The sequence below is a fragment of the Pseudomonas sp. LBUM1641 genome (assembly GCF_059716235.1).
The window spans coordinates 4,440,414-4,461,840 of record NZ_CP166815.1; the positions used below are offsets into that span (position 1 = coordinate 4,440,414).

The following is a 21,427-nucleotide window of genomic DNA, read 5'->3' on the forward strand; positions in this document are numbered from 1 at the left end:
TCAAGAAATTCAGATCGCCATGCTGTCGACAACGCCGCCGTCGACCCGCAACGCGGCACCGGTGGTTGCAGACGATAACGGTGAAGCAATGTACGCCACCAGATTCGCCACTTCATCCACATTCGCTGCGCGCTGGATGATCGACGTCGGCCGCGCGTTGCGCACAAACACATCTGCCTCATCCCGAGGACTGCGCCCGGACTTGGCCACCGCGTCCTTGAGCATGTTCTCCAGGCCATCGGTAAAGGTCGGCCCCGGCAGGATCGCATTGACCGTCACCCCGGTGCCCGCCAGGCGTTTGGCCAGGCCATGGGACACCGCCAGGTTGGCGCTTTTGGTGACGCCGTAGTTGATCATGTCGGCCGGCGTTGCCACGCCCGATTCCGACGACACAAAGATCACCCGGCCCCAGCCCTTCTCGACCATGCCCGGCGTGTAGTGCCGCGACAAACGCACGCCGGAGATCACGTTGACCTCGTAGAAACGCGTCCACTCGCTGTCGGGTGCGTCGAAGAAATCGACGTCGTTGAAGATCCCGAGGTTGTTCACCAGGATGTCGGCCCGCGGCTCGGCGGCGAACAGTTTTTCGGCGCCCTCGACCGTGCCCAGGTCTGCCACCAGGCCACGCAGCTCAGCGCCGGGGACTGCCTGGCGAATCGTCGCCAGCGCCTCGTCGACCTTGCTCGACTCACGCCCGATCACTACCACCGTGGCGCCGGATTGCGCCAGGGCCTGGCTGATGCCCAGGCCGATCCCGGCGGTGCTGCCACTGACGATTGCGACTTTGCCACTGATATCAATTTTCATGTTCGCGTTCCTGTGGTTAGAGCGGCAGCGGTGCACGGGCCGAAATCAATCGGGCGTCGCGCAGGGCCTGCCAAAAGGCTGCGGGAATCTTCTCTGACAACGCCGCGACGTCTTCAGCAATTCGCCCCGGACGACTGGCACCCGGAATCACTGCCGCCACTGCCGGATGGGCCAGGGAGAATTGCAGCGCGGCGGCTTTGACACTCACGCCATGGGCCGCGGCAATCGCCTTGATCTGCTCGACCTTGCTGATGATCGCCGGGCTGGCTTTCTGGTATTCAAAATGCGCGCCGCCCGCCAGGATGCCCGAGCTGTAGGGGCCGCCGACCACGATCTCGACGTTCTGTGCCAAGGCCGCGTCCATCAGGCGCTGCAAGGCACGTTCGTGGTCGAGCAAGGTGTAGCGACCGGCGAGCAGGAAGCCGTCGGGCTGGGCTTCGGTCAGGTCCAGGGTCAATTCGCAAGGCTCGACGCGATTGACGCCCAGGCCCCAGGCCTTGATCACGCCTTCTTCACGCAGGCGAGTCAGTACTTTGAAAGCACCGGTGCGCGCCTGGTTGAAATAATCCAGCCATTGGTCACCGTAGAAGTCCTGGGCAATGTCGTGAATCCACACGATATCCAGGCGGTCGGTTTGCAGGCGATTGAGGCTGTCTTCGATGGAGCGCAGGGTGGCATCGGCGCTGTAGTCGTTGACCATCTTGTTCGGCCGGCCGTGTTCGAACACACCGCTTTTCTCGCCGAGATCGCGGGCGTTTTCTTCCACTTCGTCCAGAATCAGACGGCCAACTTTGGTGCTGAGTACATAGTCGTCACGGTTGTACTTCGACAGGGCCTGGCCCAGGCGAATTTCCGAGAGGCCCGAACCGTAGAACGGCGCGGTGTCGAAGTAACGCACACCCTGGTTCCAGGCGGCTTCAACGGTGGCTTGGGCTTCTTCTTCAGGGATGGCGCGGAACATGTTGCCCAATGGGGCGGTGCCAAAACCCAGCACGCCGGGCAGTTTGTCTTTCAAGCTCATGGGGTAAATCCTCAAGATTGTTCAAGGTCGCTGTGTTGACCGTTGAGCAGATCGTAGATTGCAGAGATCGGACCGTCCAAGACATACTGCGACCAACTTGAGTCCTTACAGGTCTGACATGATCGATTTCCGCCAATTGCGCTACTTCGTTGTAGTCGCTGAAGAAGAACACGTGGGGCGTGCTGCCGAACGGTTGCACATCTCCCAATCGCCCCTGAGCCGGCAGATCGCGCAACTGGAAGAACGCCTGGGCCTGACCCTGTTCGAGCGCAGCCAACAGCGCATCCGCCTGACCCGCGACGGCCAGACGTTCCTGGCCGAAACCAAGGCGCTGCTGACCCACGCCAACCGTCTGGAATCCCTGGGCCGGCGCTTGGGCAAAGGCGAAGAAGGCGGGCTGTGCATCGGCTACATCGAAAACGCGATGCACGCGGGCGTGTTGCCGAATGCCTTGAAAGTCTTGCGCGACGCGCGGCCCAACGTGCATATCGCGCTGTACAACCTGCCCTCCGCCGAACAGCTGGAAGGCCTGCGCCAACGCAGCCTCGACATCGCCCTGGTGGGTGAACCACCGGCTGCGGATGACCCGGACCTGATGGCGCTGCAAGTGCTGGACGACCCGATGCTGCTGGCGCTGCCCGAGCAGCATCCGCTGGCCAGCGTCAGCGAACTGCTGCCCGAACATCTGGCCGAGCAGCAATGGATTGGCGTGCAACGCAAACCGGGCGCGAACCCGGCGGATGATTTTGTTGCCGCGTGCATTCGTGCAGGTTTCACCCCGCAGATTCCGATGGAAGCCAGCGAGCCGTTCACCGCGTTGGGGTTGGTGGCGTCGGGGTTAGGTGTCGCGATGGTGCAAAAGGGCTTGAGCCGCAATGCACCGCCGGGCGTGGTGCTGCGGGAACTGCCATGGCTGACCTACACCACGCCGCTGTGGGCGGCGTGGCATCGGATCAATTTGCGGCCGTTGGTGGAGACGTTCAGGAAGGTGTTGACGGAGCCCCTATCACATCTGGGAGCCGGGCTTGCCCGCGATGCAGGCGCCTCGGTCTGTCAGTAAGACCGCGGTGATGCCATCGCAGGCAAGCCAGCTCCCACAGGGTTTCAGCGTCGCAGTTAAAAGTGTGGAGGGATCAATACCGCCAATGCCCCGGCACCCACAACCACTGTCCGTTCCCCCAGCGATAGTGCCCCCGCACCCACTGATACCCCGGCGCCGGTGCCACCGGCACGACCTCAACCAACGGCGGCGGGCGCCGCGGGTGAACAGGTTCAACGATACAACCGGACAACGCAGCTGCCATCAACGTGGCGGCCAGCGTGGCCTTGAATATCCGGGACATGGCACGGTTCCCCAATGAGACTAGCCGTCGCCTGAGTGGCGGGCTTACCCGGGTTAAACGCGACCAACCGGGAAAATCCGTCGCCCGTCTCCGTGATTAATGCTCGTTCCGACGCTCTGCGTGGGAACGAGCATCAGTGGCTCTTGGCGGCCTTGCCCTTCGCCTGCCCCTTCATATACAACGCCTCCACCAACCGCTGGCGCTCATCCCGGGGCAACGTACTGGCGAACTGCGCCAGGGTGTTGTCCACCAGCGCCCGGAGCGCCATGTCCGCCTCCCGGGCCTTGCCTAAATCCGTCACCAACGCCGCACGGTCCAGGGTCGGCGCTTCCAGTTGCTTGATCACATCCAGCCGCGCCTCGCGCCCGGCGAGCACCAGTGGCTGGCTGTCGGCGCGGTTCTGGCGCAGCAGCTGGCGCAGTTCCTTGCGCCGTTCCGGCGGTAGCTTGACCATCGCCTGGCGCAAGCCATGCTGGTTCACCACGGCCTCGGCGGGCTTGGCATTGGCCAGCCAGTGGTAAAGGCCACCGCCGACACCACCGATCAAAAACACGTTGAACAACACCGACACAACCAACAGCGGCTTCAGGTACTTGGGTGACGGGGTCATTGCTCGCTTTCCTCGGCGTTGACGGTGAAGACGATGTCGGCGTCGCCCTGGTCGAAGACACTGGGCAGTACTTCAGGACCGAGCGTGGGCAGCGGCACGCTCAACGATGCCACCAGGATGCCGGCGGCAATCCCGGCGATGCCCACGCCGACGAAACCGGCGGGCGATAGCCAGCCAGCGTAGCGTGCCCAAAAGGACTGGCGCTGGGGAAACGAGTGGCGGATCTGCCGCGCCAGCGCCGGGTCGACGGGCGCCAGTTGATAGCCGTCCAACTGGCCATCGAGCCATCGCGCCTGGTGCAGCACCTCGAGTGCGCCGGCATCGCCTGCGTCCAGCAGTGCCTGGGCCTGCGCCTGTTCGGCACGGGGCCAACGGTGCAGGTGGCCGCCGTAAGCCTCGGCCAGTTGGGCAAATCGTTCGGGCGTCATGGTTTTCCCCTTCCTGGGCGGGCGGGCCCGGGTGTGTCGTCAAGGTAACTGCGCAAGTTGCGCCGGGCCCGAGACAGCAAGCTCTCCAGTGCCTCGACGCTGATGTTCATCAGCGCCGCGGCGTCGATATTCGACAGCTCTTGATAGTACTGCAGCACAATCGCCTCGCGCTGGCGATCAGGCAGCGATGCCAGCGCCTGGGCCATATGCGCGCTGCGGGCGGCGGCTTCCAGTTGCTCATCGGGCGCAGGCGCCGTGTCGACCACTTCGCTCATGGCCTCCTCGTCGTGCAACGGGCGCTCCTTGCGCCGACGCAAATGGTCGTGGCACAGGTTGAGCACCACGCGGTGCAACCAAGTGTCGAAGCGCGCTTCGCCACTGCGCCAGTTCGCGGCCTGGCGCCAGATCCGCAGGAAGCTTTCCTGGGCCACGTCCCTGGCCTCGTCGCCATCCCCGAGGATCCGACTGGCGAGTGCGAGCAAACGCGGGAGTTTGCGCGTCACCATTTCGTTGATGGCCGCCGGTTCGTTGTTACCGATGCGGGCCAACAGCTCAACGTCCGGATCAGTGTCTTTCAATAGGGCAAGTCTCGGTCCGGTGGCTAAGGGTCAGGTTGACGGGAGGGTCAGCGGATCCAGTGCCCTTCTCTCCAGTACCAGTTGGGGCCGCGCGATTCCCAGTGGCCAGGTTCCCAACGGGCGTTGCGCATCACCGGCTGCCAGTGGCCCGGCACCCAGGCATAACCACGCCCTTCGTAGCGCCAGTGCCCGCGGTCCCACACATAACCCGGGCGCTCGACGGGAACGGCCTCGACGCGCATCGGCGGTGGCGCTTCGCGGATGATCACTTCGGTCTGGGCAAAGGTCGGCGTGCTGACCAGGGCGGCCAGCGCCAGCGGGATCAACAAGGCGTAACGTAATTTGGCCAGCGGTCGTGCAAGTCTCATGACAACTCCTTCATCGGCGATCGCCAGTGATCGCAGCTGTAGGGTTGAACGGTGAGTGTCCGAATAATCCGTCGCGTCAAAATCAACTTTTTCCACGACCGCTCATGACGGTAGACAGGGCCAGTATTGCCCAGGGTTTGCGGGGGTTTGATGAAATATGCAAAAAGCGCCGACGGATTTGGCCAGGCGGTCGCGTTCAAGGGTTAACCGTTGGCAATCAGCAGGCATACCTGTTGATTTTCAACGTTCACTACCTTGAGGAAATCACCATGTCTCGTCGAATTTCACTGCTGGTTGCCGCTGTCCTGCTCATGAACCTTGGCGGCTGCGTGTTCCTGCCGGGGCACCGCGACCATTGCTGCTGGCGCGGTTACGGGGTGGTGACTGCACCGTCGGCACAAGCAGTCTCTTGAGCCTCTAACCGAATGCCGCAAACCCTCTGCGCCCGGCCTTGATCTCGGTGCGCAGTTCGCCAATCAGGTTTGAGATGGAACGGATGCTGTCCAGACCCTGGGGAGACACGCGGGTCAGCAGCAGGTCGACGCGCCCGGAAGCCGGGTCGAAGATATTGATGCGCAGAGAACCGTCGCTGTTCAATGAACAGTCACAGGCGAGCGGCAGGAAGCCGGACTCCATGATGTGGCGAAACTCGGCTATCGAGACCATGCGGGCACCCTTCGCTGGACCAGACTCGGTGGACGTGATCCGTCTAGGGTAGATGAGCTTTTTCAACCTGCCGGGGAATTAAGTCAAAAGTGATACTTGGTGCTCAATTTGCCTGAAACCGCTGGCCGGCTGACGCCAGAAAAACCACACCGGCCCCTCTCATCCGATGCCGCGCGAAGCACTTGATTCCTGGCGATGATGGCCAGATGCTATGGTCTTTTGCCGCCATCAAGAGCATCCCCATGAGCATCGAACCTTTGATCGAACCCGACAGTGCCGTGTACAAGACGTTGCTCGAATCGACCAAGGCCATCCCCTGGCGTATCGACTGGGCAACGATGACCTTCAGCTACATCGGCCCACAAATCGAGGCGCTGCTGGGCTGGACCCCGCAGAGCTGGGCCACCGTCGATGACTGGGTGGAGCGCATGCACCCGGATGACCGCGAATACGTCGTCAACTTCTGCGTCTCGCAGTCCCGCGCCGGGGTCGATCACGAAGCCGATTACCGCGCGCTGACTGCCAGCGGTGAGTACGTGTGGATTCGCGACGTGGTGCACGTGGAGCGCAAGGACGGCGAAGTGCAGGCGCTGATCGGCTTCATGTTCGATATCAGCGAGCGCAAGAAGACCGAAGAACACCTGACTCGCCTGCAAAAACAGCTGGAGGAATATTCGTTCCAGGACGGCCTGACTGGCATCGCCAACCGGCGCATGTTCGACACCGTGCTGGCGCGCGAATGGACCAGCGCGCAGCGCAGCCAACTGCCGCTGTCGTTGATCCTGCTGGATATCGACTATTTCAAGCAGTACAACGACCTCTACGGGCATATCAAGGGTGATGAATGCCTTAAGCAAGTGGCGAGCACGCTCTCCCGGGCGGCCAATCGGCCACGGGACTTCATTGCGCGCATCGGCGGCGAGGAGTTTGTGTGGTTGCTGCCGGAAACCGATGCCGAGTCTGCCCGGCGCGTGGCCGAACGCTGCCTGCACCTGATCCGCCAGCAGCAGATTGAGCACGGGCATTCGGCGGTGTCGAACTTGCTGACGTTGAGCCTGGGCGTAGGCACTTGCACGGTAAGGCCAGGCAGCGAGGCGCTGGTATTTGTCGAAGCGGTGGACAAGCTGCTGTACCAGGCCAAGCACAATGGCCGGATGCGCGCGGAGTTCGCCGACGCGCTGGATTGATACAACGCTCAAATCGCGGGCAAAAAAAATCCCAAGTAGCTGATGGAAACTTGGGATTTAAAAATGCATAAACCGTGGGAGGTGAACGCCCGACTATATTACCGAGCGGCAAAACTTGTAACAAGATAATTTTCAACCTTTCGTCGGATTAAAACAGCGCTAAGTCATTCAATAACCACACATTTTTAATGGATCCGATTATTGAAAGTGCCACTTTTTGGTGCAATAACGGCATGAATTAAACACACTTGCGCAGTTTAATTCCGTGAAAAAAATAAGGTTATTGATTAAAAGTGCGTGGGCTTTTTCAAGTAATGTTCCATCAAGTGTTTGCAGGGATCCACCAGCACAAGGTCGTCCTGGGGCGTAGGGCGCGAAACGCTGGCCGCCTGACGGCATAACGCCAGGCGCTCCGCCGCTTCTTCCCGCTGTCGGTCAACCTGGGCATTGAGCCGAACGAAATAGGTCCCCAACATCACCGCCAAGCACACAATCCCGATGAAAAAATAGCGGAAGGCGTGGGATTGAGGGGGTTCCGGATGACTCATACACTCATTGCACCTTGTGTTTCTGATAGCGAACGTCGTCGCCTTCGGCCGTGTCGACCACCGACCAGCCAAGCCGTTGGTAAAAGCCATTAGCCCGAATGTGATCTCGCCCATCGGTGATCAGGAACAGCGTGTCGTGGCGTTCGAACAGCGCCGCCTCGGCCACCGCCATCAATTGGCGACCCAACCCGAGGTTCTCGTGGGAGGGCAGCACAAACAGGGCGAACACCTCGCCTTCGGCAACATCCACCATTGAAAACGCCACAGGCGTGCCGTCCACTTCGGCGAGCCACACACAGGGCGCTTCATGCATGCTCTCGGCGACCACCTGCGGGGTAATGCCCAGCTCAGCCATCTGCTCGCGGCTTAGGTGGTTCTGCACCACTGCGGTGCGAATATCGAAAATCGCATTAATGTCATTCGGGGTTGCCAACCGTAAAACCGTAGCCATGTGCACCGCCTCCCAATGAGACGCTCAATTGTATGTAAATTGAAACACATCGATTGTGGTGGATTTGTAAAACACGCACCCGGTTTGCGCGTCAATCCTGCTCACGCCGCCTGAACTGCCCCGGCGCCAGCCCGTGGGCCTTGCGAAAACACCGGGAAAAATACGCCTCGTCGGTAAACCCGCAACGGTGCGCAATCGCGCCGATCATCTGTGGGCTGTTGAGCAGCAGCGTGCGCGCCAGTTGCATGCGCCGGTCGAGCACCAGTTGGGAGAAGGGTTTACCGGTTTCCTTGCGCAGCAAGTGGGTCAGGTAATTGGGCGACAGGAACGCAGCCGCTGCGGCATCGGTCAGGTTCAGCGATGGCTCGTGCAAATGCTCACGAATGTAGCCCTGCACACGGGCCAGTGCGTCCTTTCGGCCACGCCGGGTGGCGTTGTTGGCGGCGAACGCCTGGAGCGGTTCGGCGTACTGTTGGCACACCAGCCCGATCAGCTGGAACAGGTAACCCTTGAGCCGCTCTCGCGCGCCGAAGCTGCGGTGGGCGTCCAGGGTGCGCATGTGTTCGAGCCAGGTTTTGACTTCCTCGAATGCCGCGTCTTCAAGAATGAAGTCCAGCTGTTCCTGGAAGCGGAACGGCGACAGCTCCGGGGCCTGGCTGATGGGGATGTCTTCGAGGTCCAGCGGGTCGCAGGTCAGTTGCGGCAGGAAAAAGCCCTGGCTGAAATTGATCAGCAGGAAGTCACCGTCTTCGGGATGGGGAATCACATGCAGGCGATGGGGCAGGATAAAGGCCAGGGCCTTTTTCGGGAACGGGCGCACCGCACCGCCGATGTGCTGCACGGTGTCGCCGCCCAGGTTGATCTGGATCTGGAAGTATTCGTGGCGATGGGGACTGGTCAGCGCCGCCCTGCCCCGCTTGTCGCGGATGTAGAAGTCGGAGCGGTCGCTGCGTTGTTCCATGCCATAGGTGGTGATGCGGGTGCCTGGCATACGTATTTCCCGGAGAGCCTGGGCACCACTGTAGCGTCAACCCTGGCTGAGGGTGAAGCTCAGCTCGGCCAGGCCGTCGATCCCGGCGGTCACCACATCGCCCGGTTGCAAGGCGCCAACGCCCGCCGGGGTGCCGGTGAAGATCAGGTCGCCGGCTTTCAGCGCCACGGATTTGGACGCATGGCTGATCACCTCGCTGACCGACCAGATCTGGTCTGCCAGATCGCCCACTTGGCGTTGCTCGCCATTGACCTTGAGCCAGATACGCCCGCTGCCCGGATGGCCGACGGCGCTCACCGGCTGCAACGCAGTGCAGGGTGCCGATTCATCGAAGGCCTTGGCCCATTCCCACGGCCGCGACAGCTTTTTCGCCTGGGCCTGGAGGTCGCGGCGGGTCAGGTCAATGCCCAAGCCGTAACCCCAGATATGCGCGAAGGCCTCTTCCGGGGCAATGTCCACGCCGCCTTTGCCGATGGCCACCACCAACTCGACCTCGTGATGCAGGTCGGCGGTCAATGGTGGATAGGCGATCACGCCCTCGGCAGGCACCACGGCATCGGCCGGTTTCATGAAAAAGAACGGCGGCTCGCGGTCGGGGTCGTGGCCCATTTCGCGGGTATGTTCGCTGTAGTTGCGCCCGACACAGAACACCCGGCGCAGCGGGAAGCGAGCGTCGTCGCCCTGGATGGCGAGGGATGGGATTTCGTTGGGAGTGATGACGTAGCGGGTCATGGCATGTGCCTCTTCGGTTACCTGGGGCCAGTATGCGGACTGGCCTCAGGGCGAAGTTGGACAGGCTTACGCAGATTTTGTACTGGGCGGTGCATCGGTCACTTTGCCGAGCGAACCCAACACTGCTAGCCTCATCGCGGTTTCAACCACTGATCCCGCAGAAAGGACTCTGATGAACATCATTCGCGCCGTCGCCCTCTTCGCCGCCTCATTGTTCTCGATGAACACTTCAGCCAAGGCCCCGCTCCCGGGATTCCAGTTGCCCAAGGCAGATTCGGAATATGACGAGAAGGTGTTGGCGGATATCAAGAAGATCGGCTGGCACCATGTGCACGTGCGGGCCGAAGACGGTGACCCGTCGTTCGCGTACTCCCTGGGGTTCTACGCCAACTTCGGCCAACCGGAAATCATCGTATTCGGGCTGCCCCCGCAGATTGCCCAGCAGTTGCTGAACATCGCCGCGATCCGCTTTGCCGGTACAAAAGCCGCCTATGAAACCTACAAGCCCTATGACGATATTGCCGAAGGCATGCGCATCGCCTTCATTCCTGCAGACCGCCGGCACTACCGCGAGTACCTCGGTTATGCCGGCTGGTTCTACGCCTCGATCAAAGCTGATTTCCCTGCGCTGCAAATGGTCTGGCCGGACAAACAGGGGCACTTTCCTTGGGAGCCCACCTACGACCAGTCGTTCTCAAGGCTCCAATTGCTGCTGGATAAATAGGGGTTATTTACGCGCCAGCTTGTAGCGCAAACAGTCCTGATAAAAACTCTGGCGAATCACCTCGGGCTTGACCCGCGAGCGGCTGTCGTAGGTCTGCTCGGTGATGCCCATGGCCATCATGTGCATCCAGGGTTTCTTGAACTGGTAGGTCTTGAGCTTCTGGCGCGCGGCGTAGAGCGAGACGCCCGACAGCTTCAATTCCTGGGCCCGGGCGGCGGTGCCAGCCCCCCAGCTGCACATGTACTTGTCGTTGTCCCGCAGCTCCCGTGCCTCAACCGAAACCGCCCCACCCGCCAGGGAACAGGCGATCAGCATGATTCCAACATTGCGCATTTGCATCCCGCCTAACCACCTGAAAATAAAAGTGATTTTGGCGAGAATTTTGTTACAAAGGGGCCAGCAAATTGCCTTCTCGATGATTTTTCCAGCCGGTAACGGGGCCAAGAAGCCACGCATGTCTTAAGGCCTTTTGCCACTATTTGTTGCCGATAGGCCAGCGTCTGACGATAATCCCCGCGCTCTCCCACACTCACGCAAGGAAACGCCGTGAAAAAGCTTCTACTGTTAACCCCATTGCTCGCGCTGCTGTTGCAAGGTTGCGGCGTCACCATGACGCAATACGAGCCGAACTTCGACAACGTCCAGGTCCTCAAGCAAGCAGCGCCGCTGCAACCCGTCAGCAATGCCCAGGTGACGGCCGCATCGGGCGAAGGCTCGTTGTCCGTACGTGCCAACCCGATCCGCTCGCCCAGTGGCAGCATCCCGGCGCATATCCAGGCTGCGATCACCCAGGAACTGCAACTCGCAGGCCTGCTGAACCCGCAAGCGGAACGACATCTGCAAGTGTTGGTGGTGAAGAATTCGCTGTCGGCAGGCATGGGCTCCGGCAACGGCACGCTGGCCGCGCGGTTTACGCTGCTCAAGGGCAATGACGTGGTGTACGACGCGACCAAGGAAGTGAATCACACCTGGTCCAGTTCGTTCTTCGGGTTCATTGCGATCCCGAATGCCGCCAACGCCTACAACCCGATGGTGCGGGATTTGCTCAAGTCGTTGTACAGCGACCCGCTGTTCATCAAAGCGCTTAAGTAAGCGCCCAGCTTGCGAGGGCGGGTCACCCTGCCCTCGCTGCTGTTTCAGCTTACGTTGTGCAACGTGTCACGCCCGTGGCACGCCGGCATCCAGTGCCGAGTACTTCAGGTTATTGCCGTCGACCATTTGCTTGAGCAGGGCATTGACCTGGCGGGTGAAGGTATCCGTCACCGCCTCTTTCGGCGTGTTGGCCATCAACGGGATAAACCAGATGCCCATCCAGGTATTGATCGAGTCGTGGTTGGTGCCGGTGCTCAGCGCCTGGCCCTGTGCATCCAGCGACTCCAGCTTCATGGTGTACTGATCAGTACCCAGCGCCGGGATGATGGTGAAGGTAAAGCCGCTGATAAACGCCAGCACCATTTGGCCGCCACCCGGTGGATGGTTGTAGACCTTCAGGCGCAGGCTGTAATCGCCGGGCTGCTTCTGGAATTCATCCAGGGTCACACGGCCAAACAGGCCGGAGTCGGTCAGGACTTTCTGCAGCTGTGGCTTGAGCATGTCCCGCGCTTGTGGAACTTCGGCAGCGGCGGCGTTTGTCGGCTCGCCCTGGTAGAACTTGAAGTCTACGTAGACGTTCGGTTTGTTGGCGTAGCTGGCCTTCGATGGCAGCGTGACAGGTGCTACTTCGTCCTTCGTGAAGCTGGCGCAGCCGCCCATCGACAACGTGATCAGGGCCAACCCCAGCATTTTTCCAATGTGCATTACGGCTTCCTTAGTGAATGGAGCGTCTCCATGGCCGGAGTTGCTGGGGGCGGATGATAAAGAGTGAGCAACAATGTTAAAAGGCCATCTCCGATAAATACCTGCTCGCAGGCAGCACTAATTGGCGGAGACCAGTTTCAGGCCGATCACGCCGGCCAGGATCAGTACGATGCACAGCACTCGTAACGGCGCGGTGGAATCGCCCAGCAATGCCATGCCGAGGATTGCGGTGCCCGCTGCGCCGATTCCGGTCCACACTGCGTAGGCGCTGCCCACCGGCAGCGTGCGCAGCGCCGTCGACAGCAGGATGACGCTGGAGACGCCGGTCACCACGGTGAGCAATCCGGGGGTGAATCGGGTGAAGCCATCCGAAGCCTTCATCGCGAACGCGAAAGCGATTTCAAGAATGCCGGCCAAGCCGAGCAGTAGCCATGCCATGGGGTGAACCCTCAGGAAATTCAGTGGGTGTGTGGCGAGGGGACCCGCCACAACGAATCCGCGTTGGCTTATGCCTTGGCGGCCGCCGCCGGCGTGGTGCGGAAGGTGATGCCCAGGCGGTTGAAAGCATTCATCAGTGCGATGCCGTAGGTGAGATCGGCCAGTTCCTTGTCGCTGAACTCGTCGGCCGCTGCCGCGTAGTCAGCGTCCGAAACATCGCTGGCGGTCACTGCTTCAGCAAAGGCCAGCGCCACGCGTTCACGCTGGGTGAAGACCGCGCCAGCGTCATGCCATACGGGCACCAGCACCAGCTTGTCCACGGCCAGGCCTTGCTTGAGCAAGTCCCGCGAGTGCATGTCGATGCAAAAGGCGCAGCCGTTGATTTGCGAAACCCGCAGGTAGACCAGGTCGATCAGTTCCTTGGACAGGCCGCTGTTCTGCAGGTAGACGTAAACCCCGCCGAACGCCTTGTAACCTTCAGGGGAAGCTTTGGAGTAGTCGAGACGCGTTGTCATGGTGAAGTCCTGTAGCGGTTGGATGAAGCCGCCATCTTGCGACGCCATGGCCTATCCCAAAAGATCCATGATCTGGCTTGAACACCAGGCCATGAAGGCGCGGACATGGCCTACTCTGAATCTTGATTCTTGGCTCTTTGGCCTGGGTCATGGGGTTCGTAGACTGAAGGCCATCCATCCAGGAAGCAGCGCACCATGAATATCCTCCATGTCAGTGCCAGCCCTCGCGGGCCAGCGTCAGAAAGCAACGCCCTCTCCCTCAAGATCATTGAATACCTGCGCCAGCGAAATCCGGCCGCCGAGGTGATCCAGCGCGGCATCGCCGGGAATGCCCTGGCACCGGTGGACGAGCCTTATGCAACGTCCCAGCAGTCCCTCGTGGATGTCTCGTCCGAGGGTTCGATGGCCCAGTCCGAGCGGCTTGTGCGGGAATTGGAGCTGGCCGACATTGTGGTGATCGCCACCCCCATGCATAACTACTCGGTACCCGCAGCCCTCAAGCTATGGCTCGATCACATTGCGCGGGTGCGCCGCACCTTCGATATCTCGGCACAGGGCAAGATCGGCCTGTTGCAGGACCGCCCAGTGTTTGTCGCCATCGCCTCGGGCGGACGGTTTTCCGGGGAGCGTGCGCATCAGCCGGATTTCCTGACGCCGTACCTGAAAACCCTACTGGGCATGATCGGCCTGCATGACGTGACTTTCTTCACCGTCGAAGGCACCGCTTCACGCCCGGAAGTACTGGCCCAGACGCGCCGCCAGACCGACCAGGCGCTGCACGACTATTTCGCCACCTGAACAGGACCTGCCGCCGGATGAGCACCTCGATCAAGGCCTTTTCACCGCTGGACGCCGGCGCTGCCGAGCCGATTTACCGGCAACTTTATTGGCGCTTCCGCAGCGCGATTGCCGACGGTTTGCTCAAGCCGGGGGAACGCATCCCCGCGGCCCGAGCCCTGGCCAAGGAACTTGGGCTGGCCAGGGGCACCATTGACACGGCGTATTCGTTGCTGGCGGCCGAAGGCTATATCCAGGCCCGTGGCCAGGCCGGCACCGTGGTGGCGGAAGGGATCAAGTCCAGCCTGCCGGAACGCCCCATGACGGCCAGCGACCACAATGCAGTCCGGCACAAGGCCGCCGTGTTGCCGTTTCAAATGGGCCTGCCGGCACTGGATGCGTTCCCGCGCAAGATCTGGTCAAAAATCGCCGCCCGTTGCGTGCGGGCCACCCAGGTCGCCGACATGGCCAACCCCTGCGTGTTCGGCCTGCACTCGCTGCGCACGGCGATTGCCAGCTACTTGCAGGTTGCCCGGGGTATCCACTGCTCGCCGGCACAAGTCTTCGTCACCTCGGGCTACCGCAACACGCTGGGGCTGATCGCCCACGCACTGCTGGAACCGGGCGATCGGGTGCTGGTGGAAGACCCGGGCTACCTGTTCACCCGGCCATTGCTGGATTACCTGAATATCAAGGCCATACCGGTACCCGTGGATCAGGACGGCATGCAGGTGTCCCGAGCCGTGCAACAGGGCAAAGGCGCCCGCGCCGTGGTGGTCACGCCGGCCCATCAAAGCCCGCTGTGTGTCTCGCTGTCCTTGCCCAGGCGCCTGGAACTGCTGGATTGGGCGAGCCGCCAGCAGGCGTGGATCATCGAGGACGACTATGACGGCGAATACCGTTACGTCAGCCGCCCACTGCCGGCCCTCAAGAGCCTGGACCGCGTCGGCCGGGTGCTCTATGCCGGGACCTTCAGCAAAGTGTTGTTTCCCGGCATCCGCCTCGCTTACCTGGTGGTGCCTGCGGCTCAAGTGGAACGTTTCGAACACGTCAGCCAGACCTTTCTCGGTGGCTGTCCGGAACTGACCCAGGCGATCGTCGCGACGTTTATGGCCGAAGGGCATTTTGCGCGGCATATCCAGCGCATGCGCAAACTCTACGGTGAGCGTCGGGAAGCCACGGCCAGGGGCCTGCGCAAAGCGCTGGGCGAGCGTATTTCGATTGATGCCCAACCGGGCGGGATGCATTTGATCCTGCGCCTCAACGTGCACCAGTCCGACCGCCTGTGCGTGGAGCGACTGGCACAGGCCGGCATTTATGCCGAAGCCTTGAGCGACTGGAATATTCAGGGCCAGACCGGCCCGGGCCTGCTGCTGGGCTTTGCCAATATCGAATCGGAGGCCGTCGCCGAGGTCCTTGGAAAACGCATCCTGGATGCACTCATGGCCTGATCCGCAAGCCAACTCTTGGCTCTTTCGCCCTCAAGCCGGGACCGCCATGCTGGACGGCTTGTACTCACCAGCCTGGAATCTCCATGCCCACTCCCCTGCGCAGCCTTGCGGTTTTCTGCGGTACCAATTTCGGTTTCAACCCGCAGTACGCGGAAGGCGCCCAGGCCCTGGGCCGGGAAATCGCCCAGCGCGGCATTCGCCTGGTTTACGGCGGCACCCAAAAAGGCTTGATGGGTGTGGTGGCGGATGCCGTGTTGGCGGAAGGTGGCGAGGTCGTCGGCATCATCACCCGGCTGCTGCATGAGCGCGGCCATTCCCACGCCGGGCTCACCCATCATGAACTGACCCACGACATGCGCAGCCGCAAGACCCGTATGAGCGACTGCGCCGACGCTTTCATTGCCTTGCCCGGCGGGCTGGGAACACTGGAAGAATTGTTTGAAGCGGCCACGCTGACCCAGGTAGGCGAACACCACAAGGGCGTGGCGTGCCTGAATACGGCGGGGTTCTTCAACCCGGTGCGCGCCCTGTTGGATCACGCCGTGAAGGAAGGCTTCATGAAGGTCGAGCACAGCCAGATGCTGATCTCCAACGAAGACCCCGGCGCCCTGATTGATGCCCTGGAGCAGTGGCAGGCGCCGGTGGTTTCCAAACTGCTTGAGCCGATGGCGAACTAACTGTTTTTGGCCTTGGCGATGCTGCTCCCGAATCCTTTCGCCAAGGCCTTTTTATTTACCACTGATATGTCGCGCTGGCCTGCACGGTACGCTGTGAGCCATACCAGCACCACGAGTAGGAATAGCAGGACGCGACGTACTCTTTATTCGCCAGGTTGGTGGCGTTCACCGCCAGACGCAGGTTGTCACCCTGGCGATTGATGTGCGGGATGTCGTAGTGCACCGCTGCATCGAACAAGGTGTAGCCCGGCACCTTCAAGGTGTTGGCGGTATCGCCCCATGACGAACCGACATACCGCGCACCGGCCCCCACGCCGAAGCCCTTCAGCGTGCCGTCATGCAGGGTGTAATCCGCCCAGGCCGACGCGGTATGACGTGGTACGGCGTAGGTAGTAGTACCTTCGGCAGCCACAGCCGGACCGACACCGATGTCACTGATGGGCGCATAACGCACGGTGTTGTTGGACTTGCTGATGCGGTTATCCAGGTAGGCGTAGGCCGCGGTGATATCCAGGTTGTCGTTCAGGCTGGCCTTGCCTTCGAGCTCAAACCCACGGGATTGCACTTCACCGTCCTGAATCTGGCAGCGCGAGCCGTTGCACAGGTGGGAAGCGTCCGGATCCAGTGTCGGCACGTTGGTCTGGCGCAGGTCGAAAATGGCGGCGGTGATAAAGCTGTTGCTGCCCGGCGGTTGGTACTTGATGCCGATCTCGGTCTGCTTGCCTTCAGTCGGCTGGAACGTCGAGCCGCCATAGCCCGTGCCGGATTGCGGCTGGAAGGATTCCGAATAGCTGACATACGGCGCCAAGCCATTATCGAACAGGTAGACCAGGCCCAAGCGGCCCGTAAAGGCTTTGCTGTCCTGGCTGGATTTGGTCTTCTTCTGGGTCGTCATCGCCAGGGTGCTGTTGTCGGTGCTGGCCCAGTCATAACGCCCGCCCATTAACAACACCCACTTGTCCCACTTCATCTGCTCTTGCAGGTACACGCCAGTCTGCTCGCTGCGCGAAGTAGCGTCGCTGGTGTAGGCCGGTACCGGCACGGCCGCGCCGTAGACCGGGTCGAAAATATCCAACGTAGGGCCTGCGGTGTAAACGCCGCTGCCCGACTGGGTGTCAGTGCTGGTGTTCTGGTAATCAGCGCCCATCAGCACGGTGTGCTGCAACGGGCCGGTGTCGAATTTGGCCTGCAACTGGTTGTCGAGGGCATAGGCGTCGATGTTCACGTCGCTGGCGGTGGTCGAGCGCCGGATGGTGCGGTAATCGCTCTCCAGGTAGTTGCTGTAGAGGCTGCGGTACTGCCCTTCGCTGCGCAGGTAGCGCGCGTTCTGGCGCACGGTCCAGACATCGTTGAAGTGATGTTCGAAGGCGTAGCCGATGGAGTAATACTCGCGGTCACTCTTCTCGAAGCTTTTCTCGCCGTCATAGAAGTCCACGTCGATCTTGCGCCCGGTCGGGCTGTGCAACACCGAGCCCCAAGCCGGCATCGAACCGTAGGACGCGCCTTTGGGGTCCTTCTGGAAATGCCCGAGCAAAGTCAGCGAAGTACTGTCGTCCGGGCGCCAGGTGAAGGCCGTAGATAGGGATTGGCGACGGGTTTCGGTGTGCTCGATCTGGCCGTCGGCATCGTCGAACAGGCCGGCGACACGGTAGGAATACACGCCTTGATCGTCCAGCGGGCCGCTCAAGTCAAAGCTGGTGCGCTTCTTGTTGAAGGTGCCGTATTCGACGCCGACTTCATGGAACGGCGTGTCCAGCGGGCGCTTGCTTACCATGTTGATCACACCGCTGGGTGTGCCCTGCCCGTACAACACCGATGCCGGCCCGCGCAGCACTTCGACGCGCTCCAGGTCAAAGGCGTCTTTTTGCGGCAAGGCATCCCGGCTCGAAGGCATGCGCAGGCCGTCGAGGTAGGTCGCCGGGGTGAAGCCACGGATGGTCAACTGGTCGAGACGCGAGGCGGTGGAGCCACGGGTTTCCGGGATCACAGCAGCGCTGTAGCGCAGGATCTGGTTGAGGCTCTCGGCGTTCTGGGCGCGCATCTGGTCTTTGGTGACCACGGAGATCGACTGCGGGGTTTCGATCAGCGCGGTGTCGGTCTTGGTGCCCGACAGGCTGCGGGTGGCCACATAGCCAGACACCGGGCCGGTGGGGCTTTCCGATTGGTAGGCACCGCTGATGGTGGTGGCCTGCAGTTCCATGGCGCCGTCGGTTTGCGGAATGGCTTCGAGGCGGTAGCGGTCGTCCGCAATCTTCAGGGCTTGCAAGCCGCTGCCAGCCAACAATTGGGCCAGGGCGGCGTCGGTGCTGTACTGCCCGTTCAGGCCATTGCTGCGTTTGCCGCGAGTCAGGCTCGAATCAAAGGCCAATACCAGGGCCGCCTGTTCGGCGAGGCTGTTGAGGGCCTGGCTCAGGTCACCGGCGGGAATGGAGAACGCAGCGCTTTCAGCCGCGTAGGACGCTTGAACGGTCAGCAGGGGTACGGCGGCAAAAGCCATCGCCACTGAAAGGGCCAGTGGCTTTAAGGGACGAGCAAGGCGCGACATGAGAAGTCCTGGGAAATGGGGGTTCTATTAGTCATGACGGCCATGTCGGAAAATCGGGTATGAATGAGAGCAGTTTTTATTCAGACTTTTTATCGGGGCTTGATCACCACCACCAAATCGGTGAAGTACTCCACCTTGATCGGCAAGTTATCCGCCAGTGAAGCCAGGGCCGCGCCGGTGTCGTCGAGCTTGAACACCCCCGACACGCGCATCCCTTGCAGCGCCTGCGGATCAAAGCGCACCAGCCCATGGCGGTAACCGGCGAGGGTTTGCAGCACCTCACTCAGGGGTTGGTCGTCGACCTTGAGCAGGCCACGGGTCCAGGCATCCGGGTCGGCATTGCCGATGGGTTGCGGGTTGCTGGCGTGTCCGTCCTTGAGTGTGGACTTCTGCCCTGCCGGCACTTTCACGTCCCCTGCGCGGGTGCCTTTGACGGCCACGGTGGACTCGATCACGGTGACTACGGTCGAGCCGTCCTCGGCCTTGCGCACCAGGAACCGCGTGCCCAACGCCGTGGCCGTGCCCTGGTCGGTATGCACCACGAACGGCCGTTGCGCGTCCTTGGCCACCTCGACCCACATCTCGCCCTGCAACAGTTCGATCACCCGTTGGTGGCCGTCGAACTTCACGTCCAGCGCCGAGTTGCTGTTGAGCTGCACCTGGCTGCCATCGGTCAGTGCCACCTGACGCCGTTCGCCGATGCTGGTGCGCTGGTCAGCCATCCACACCGGCATCCGCTCAATTCCCGCCCAGCCGCACAACAACACACCCAACAGCGCGACGGCCTGAGTACCACGGGCGGCAAACCTTGGTTTTTGCGGGGCAAACGCGCGGTTCAGGGCAAGGCGCGCCGGGGCGGCGGGCAATGCGTCGAGGCTGCCCCACAGGCTGCGCATGCGCTCGATGGCGACGGCATGCCGTGGGTCGACCTGGTACCAAGCATCGAATGCGGCGCGGTCGGCCTCGGTCACGTGATCGTCGTGCAACAACGTCAGCCAGCGGGCGGCCTCACTGATGATCTGCTCGGAACTCACGACAGCGGGTCCGCCCCGTGCAGGGTGTGATAGCAGTGCACCAGTGCGCTGGAGATGTAGTTCTTCACGGTGCTGGGGGACACCTGCAGTTGTGCGGCGATTTCGCTGTAGGTCAGCCCGTCGAGGCGGCTGAGCAGGAAGGCTTCGCGGGCCTTGGCGGGCAAGCCGGTGAGCATCTCGGCGATTCGTTCCAGGGCCTGGAGTGCCACATGAATTGCCGCCGGATCCGGCATGCCGGCGTCTTCGCTTTGAATCGCCAGGGCTTCCATGTAGGCCTTCTCGATGCGCCGCCGACGCGCGCCGTCAATCATCAAGCGCCCGGCCGTCGTCGCCAGGAAAGCCCTTGGTTCCTTGATGGTGTGGGGTTCGGCCAGCAGCAGAATGCGGATAAAGGCGTCGTGGGCCAGGTCGGCGGCATGTTGTGAGCAGCCGAGTTTCTTGCGCAGCCAACCGTGCAACCAGGAATGGTGGTCGCTGTAGAGGGTGGCGATGGTCTGCTGGCGACGGGCTATATCACCCTCAGCTACAGGAAAGTCATGCATGCGCAAAAATTTCTCAAACAAGAAAGATTACCAATTGCGCAAACGATGACAGTAAAACGGAGGGGGAGCAAGAGGCTCACCGATAGAAGCCGACATGGGTGATGGGTGGTGAGCGGGATGCAGGTAGATAACAACTACCTTTTAACAGACGTATTAACACTTCACTTAGTTAGAACGCGCAATAGTCGACAGGCACTTGCGTACCTGCCAACTTAATGGACGCATGGCAATTAATGACGGGCGTCTAGCGTACGACGGTTACTTACAGCCAATCCGCTGCGGCAGTTGTCCTTGATTCGATTTAAGTGCAGTTTGTACCGCCTGCGGCAACTCACTCCAGAATGTCAGCCCGGAACGCTGTTCAATCTGTTCGACCGTCGCGCGATAGTCACAGAAGTTAGCCCCCTTGGGCGCTTCCTGATTCATGATGAACGAGGCATAAAGTCCGTCTTGCGGCGACTTGCCGACAGAAACAATCTTCCAGTAGCCGCTGGGAATCGTGTGGACTTTATTGGTTCCCGGCAAGGTGCCGATGAATTTCTCATACAGCGGGCCGGTCATCACGTACACCTCGTCCACTGCGGCGTCCTGGCTCAGGGTGCGCTCCTGATCCTCCAGGCGTGCCCACGGGCCCTGGTTCAAATCAGCCTTTTGCGGGGTGATATTCGACAGGTAATTGAGGGTCTGCCAATCGGAGACGCCGGCCATCGACGCCAGGTTTGCCTGGTGCCCACGGTCAACCTTCAGCGCCACGTTGGCGCCGTTGTAGTCAACAGGATCAAGGGTTTCACCCGCCGGAATGTCCGGATCGGTGTGCCAATTACGTGGGCGCCCGCTGGCCGATGTGGACTTGGTGATCCGGTAGGCCACCCAGTTGGCGAACTTGGTCGATGCATTGTTGTTGAGGGTGTAGGCCTGGCGATTCAATGTCAGCGGTCCACCGCCGGAGGGGCAACCCTGGGAACAATTATCGACCGTGACGGCCTGCTCGAGCGGCGCCTGTACGGCGCGCTCCGGTGCCTGTGTAGGCTGGGTGCTGATACAGCCTGCAATCAGCGGCACCCACAACAACGCCAGGTATTTGAACGGTGCTTTCCTTTGCATGGTAATACTCCATTTACAACAGATTAATTAAGCTTAAAGGGATAAAACGGACGCAATTGATCCCGACAGATGAAATAACACCACTATCAAGTC

General features: G+C 61.2%; 28 protein-coding genes. 8 read left to right on the forward strand and 20 right to left on the reverse strand.

The genetic code is table 11. From position 1 onward, the window contains the following. Nucleotides 1-9: 9 nt before the first annotated feature. Together ACA046_RS20460 and ACA046_RS20465 are read right to left on the reverse strand one after the other, a co-directional pair. On the reverse strand, nucleotides 10-807 hold the full coding sequence (locus tag ACA046_RS20460) for an SDR family NAD(P)-dependent oxidoreductase (protein ID WP_459021983.1): 798 nt from the start codon (nucleotides 805-807) through the stop codon (nucleotides 10-12). A gap of 16 nt (nucleotides 808-823) precedes the next feature. Continuing rightward, entirely contained in the window at nucleotides 824-1,828 is a 1,005-nt protein-coding gene (locus ACA046_RS20465; protein ID WP_497674851.1) for an aldo/keto reductase, read from the reverse strand. Nucleotides 1,829-1,946: 118 nt separating this feature from the next. Here ACA046_RS20465 and ACA046_RS20470 point away from each other — a divergent pair, with 118 nt between their 5' ends. Continuing rightward, a complete protein-coding gene (locus ACA046_RS20470) occupies nucleotides 1,947-2,888 on the forward strand; it encodes a LysR substrate-binding domain-containing protein (protein WP_497674852.1) in 942 nt (313 codons plus the stop codon). Nucleotides 2,889-2,961: 73 nt separating this feature from the next. On the opposite strand, the gene ACA046_RS20475 is transcribed toward ACA046_RS20470, so the two are convergent. From ACA046_RS20475 to ACA046_RS20495, 5 genes are all read right to left on the reverse strand, one after another. Beyond that, entirely contained in the window at nucleotides 2,962-3,171 is a 210-nt protein-coding gene (locus ACA046_RS20475) for a YXWGXW repeat-containing protein (protein ID WP_076016843.1), read from the reverse strand. Between the two features lie 133 nt (nucleotides 3,172-3,304). Then, on the reverse strand, nucleotides 3,305-3,781 hold the full coding sequence (locus tag ACA046_RS20480) for a periplasmic heavy metal sensor (RefSeq protein WP_017477135.1): 477 nt from the start codon (nucleotides 3,779-3,781) through the stop codon (nucleotides 3,305-3,307). Continuing rightward, nucleotides 3,778-4,209: a hypothetical protein gene (locus tag ACA046_RS20485; RefSeq protein WP_497674853.1), complete on the reverse strand. Its 432-nt coding sequence runs from the start codon at nucleotides 4,207-4,209 to the stop codon at nucleotides 3,778-3,780. The genes ACA046_RS20480 and ACA046_RS20485 overlap by 4 nt, the downstream gene beginning before the upstream one ends. Further along, complete coding sequence (locus ACA046_RS20490) at nucleotides 4,206-4,787, reverse strand: RNA polymerase sigma factor (protein ID WP_497674854.1); 582 nt, start codon at nucleotides 4,785-4,787, stop codon at nucleotides 4,206-4,208. The genes ACA046_RS20485 and ACA046_RS20490 overlap by 4 nt, the downstream gene beginning before the upstream one ends. Nucleotides 4,788-4,834: 47 nt before the next feature. Next, on the reverse strand, nucleotides 4,835-5,155 hold the full coding sequence (locus tag ACA046_RS20495; protein ID WP_003219711.1) for a YXWGXW repeat-containing protein: 321 nt from the start codon (nucleotides 5,153-5,155) through the stop codon (nucleotides 4,835-4,837). Between the two features lie 269 nt (nucleotides 5,156-5,424). Here ACA046_RS20495 and ACA046_RS20500 point away from each other — a divergent pair, with 269 nt between their 5' ends. Next, complete coding sequence (locus tag ACA046_RS20500; protein WP_167663322.1) at nucleotides 5,425-5,568, forward strand: hypothetical protein; 144 nt, start codon at nucleotides 5,425-5,427, stop codon at nucleotides 5,566-5,568. A 4-nt stretch (nucleotides 5,569-5,572) separates the two neighbouring features. Here the strand turns inward: ACA046_RS20500 and ACA046_RS20505 are convergent, their stop codons facing one another. Beyond that, nucleotides 5,573-5,821 carry a DUF1652 domain-containing protein gene (locus tag ACA046_RS20505; RefSeq protein WP_167663323.1) on the reverse strand — a complete coding sequence of 83 codons (249 nt, stop codon included), beginning with the start codon at nucleotides 5,819-5,821 and terminating at the stop codon, nucleotides 5,573-5,575. A 242-nt stretch (nucleotides 5,822-6,063) separates the two neighbouring features. Between ACA046_RS20505 and ACA046_RS20510 the strand changes: the two genes are divergently transcribed. Then, on the forward strand, nucleotides 6,064-7,008 hold the full coding sequence (locus ACA046_RS20510) for a sensor domain-containing diguanylate cyclase (RefSeq protein ID WP_076016837.1): 945 nt from the start codon (nucleotides 6,064-6,066) through the stop codon (nucleotides 7,006-7,008). Between the two features lie 287 nt (nucleotides 7,009-7,295). Here ACA046_RS20510 and ACA046_RS20515 read toward each other — a convergent pair whose 3' ends face one another. The 4 genes from ACA046_RS20515 to ACA046_RS20530 all read right to left on the reverse strand — a co-directional run bounded on the left by ACA046_RS20515 (nucleotide 7,296) and on the right by ACA046_RS20530 (nucleotide 9,730). Further along, nucleotides 7,296-7,556, reverse strand: coding sequence for a hypothetical protein (locus ACA046_RS20515; protein ID WP_076016836.1), 261 nt, complete (start codon nucleotides 7,554-7,556; stop codon nucleotides 7,296-7,298). Between the two features lie 4 nt (nucleotides 7,557-7,560). Then, nucleotides 7,561-8,007 (reverse strand): GNAT family N-acetyltransferase, encoded by a 447-nt coding sequence (locus ACA046_RS20520; RefSeq protein ID WP_459021999.1) that lies wholly within the window; start codon nucleotides 8,005-8,007, stop codon nucleotides 7,561-7,563. 91 nt (nucleotides 8,008-8,098) lie between these two features. Further along, on the reverse strand, nucleotides 8,099-8,998 hold the full coding sequence (locus tag ACA046_RS20525) for a helix-turn-helix transcriptional regulator (RefSeq protein WP_497674855.1): 900 nt from the start codon (nucleotides 8,996-8,998) through the stop codon (nucleotides 8,099-8,101). Nucleotides 8,999-9,034: 36 nt separating this feature from the next. Next, nucleotides 9,035-9,730 carry a fumarylacetoacetate hydrolase family protein gene (locus ACA046_RS20530; protein ID WP_497674856.1) on the reverse strand — a complete coding sequence of 232 codons (696 nt, stop codon included), beginning with the start codon at nucleotides 9,728-9,730 and terminating at the stop codon, nucleotides 9,035-9,037. A 172-nt stretch (nucleotides 9,731-9,902) separates the two neighbouring features. On the opposite strand from ACA046_RS20530, the gene ACA046_RS20535 reads away from it, so the two are divergent. Continuing rightward, nucleotides 9,903-10,454 (forward strand): DUF4262 domain-containing protein, encoded by a 552-nt coding sequence (locus ACA046_RS20535; protein ID WP_497674857.1) that lies wholly within the window; start codon nucleotides 9,903-9,905, stop codon nucleotides 10,452-10,454. 3 nt (nucleotides 10,455-10,457) lie between these two features. On the opposite strand, the gene ACA046_RS20540 is transcribed toward ACA046_RS20535, so the two are convergent. Continuing rightward, nucleotides 10,458-10,787, reverse strand: coding sequence for a hypothetical protein (locus ACA046_RS20540; RefSeq protein WP_023658946.1), 330 nt, complete (start codon nucleotides 10,785-10,787; stop codon nucleotides 10,458-10,460). Nucleotides 10,788-11,000: 213 nt separating this feature from the next. Here ACA046_RS20540 and ACA046_RS20545 point away from each other — a divergent pair, with 213 nt between their 5' ends. Further along, nucleotides 11,001-11,546, forward strand: a complete 546-nt coding sequence (locus tag ACA046_RS20545; RefSeq protein ID WP_076016832.1) for a hypothetical protein — start codon at nucleotides 11,001-11,003, stop codon at nucleotides 11,544-11,546. A gap of 66 nt (nucleotides 11,547-11,612) precedes the next feature. On the opposite strand, the gene ACA046_RS20550 is transcribed toward ACA046_RS20545, so the two are convergent. The 3 genes from ACA046_RS20550 to ACA046_RS20560 form a co-directional block, all read right to left on the reverse strand. Then, a complete protein-coding gene (locus ACA046_RS20550) occupies nucleotides 11,613-12,251 on the reverse strand; it encodes a hypothetical protein (RefSeq protein ID WP_459022007.1) in 639 nt (212 codons plus the stop codon). Nucleotides 12,252-12,368: 117 nt separating this feature from the next. After that, nucleotides 12,369-12,689: a DMT family transporter gene (locus tag ACA046_RS20555; protein ID WP_431037801.1), complete on the reverse strand. Its 321-nt coding sequence runs from the start codon at nucleotides 12,687-12,689 to the stop codon at nucleotides 12,369-12,371. 68 nt (nucleotides 12,690-12,757) lie between these two features. Further along, nucleotides 12,758-13,204, reverse strand: a complete 447-nt coding sequence (locus ACA046_RS20560) for a carboxymuconolactone decarboxylase family protein (protein WP_459022009.1) — start codon at nucleotides 13,202-13,204, stop codon at nucleotides 12,758-12,760. A 195-nt stretch (nucleotides 13,205-13,399) separates the two neighbouring features. Here ACA046_RS20560 and ACA046_RS20565 point away from each other — a divergent pair, with 195 nt between their 5' ends. The 3 genes from ACA046_RS20565 (at nucleotide 13,400) to ACA046_RS20575 (ending at nucleotide 16,109) form a co-directional block, all read left to right on the forward strand. Further along, nucleotides 13,400-14,002, forward strand: a complete 603-nt coding sequence (locus tag ACA046_RS20565; protein ID WP_459022011.1) for an FMN-dependent NADH-azoreductase — start codon at nucleotides 13,400-13,402, stop codon at nucleotides 14,000-14,002. A 17-nt stretch (nucleotides 14,003-14,019) separates the two neighbouring features. Further along, nucleotides 14,020-15,432, forward strand: coding sequence for a MocR-like pyridoxine biosynthesis transcription factor PdxR (gene pdxR, locus ACA046_RS20570; RefSeq protein ID WP_459022013.1), 1,413 nt, complete (start codon nucleotides 14,020-14,022; stop codon nucleotides 15,430-15,432). An 83-nt stretch (nucleotides 15,433-15,515) separates the two neighbouring features. Then, the gene (locus tag ACA046_RS20575; RefSeq protein ID WP_497674858.1) at nucleotides 15,516-16,109 is read left to right on the forward strand and encodes an LOG family protein; all 594 of its coding nucleotides are present in this window, start codon (nucleotides 15,516-15,518) and stop codon (nucleotides 16,107-16,109) included. Between the two features lie 55 nt (nucleotides 16,110-16,164). Here the strand turns inward: ACA046_RS20575 and ACA046_RS20580 are convergent, their stop codons facing one another. From ACA046_RS20580 to ACA046_RS20595, 4 genes are all read right to left on the reverse strand, one after another. Continuing rightward, entirely contained in the window at nucleotides 16,165-18,654 is a 2,490-nt protein-coding gene (locus ACA046_RS20580; RefSeq protein WP_497674859.1) for a TonB-dependent siderophore receptor, read from the reverse strand. Between the two features lie 89 nt (nucleotides 18,655-18,743). Further along, nucleotides 18,744-19,688 carry a FecR family protein gene (locus tag ACA046_RS20585; RefSeq protein ID WP_497674860.1) on the reverse strand — a complete coding sequence of 315 codons (945 nt, stop codon included), beginning with the start codon at nucleotides 19,686-19,688 and terminating at the stop codon, nucleotides 18,744-18,746. Further along, nucleotides 19,685-20,230 (reverse strand): sigma-70 family RNA polymerase sigma factor, encoded by a 546-nt coding sequence (locus ACA046_RS20590; RefSeq protein WP_167663330.1) that lies wholly within the window; start codon nucleotides 20,228-20,230, stop codon nucleotides 19,685-19,687. Before ACA046_RS20590 ends, ACA046_RS20585 begins: the two co-directional genes overlap by 4 nt. 258 nt (nucleotides 20,231-20,488) lie before the next feature. Further along, nucleotides 20,489-21,334, reverse strand: coding sequence for a DNA/RNA non-specific endonuclease (locus tag ACA046_RS20595; protein ID WP_497674861.1), 846 nt, complete (start codon nucleotides 21,332-21,334; stop codon nucleotides 20,489-20,491). Nucleotides 21,335-21,427: the final 93 nt, after the last annotated feature.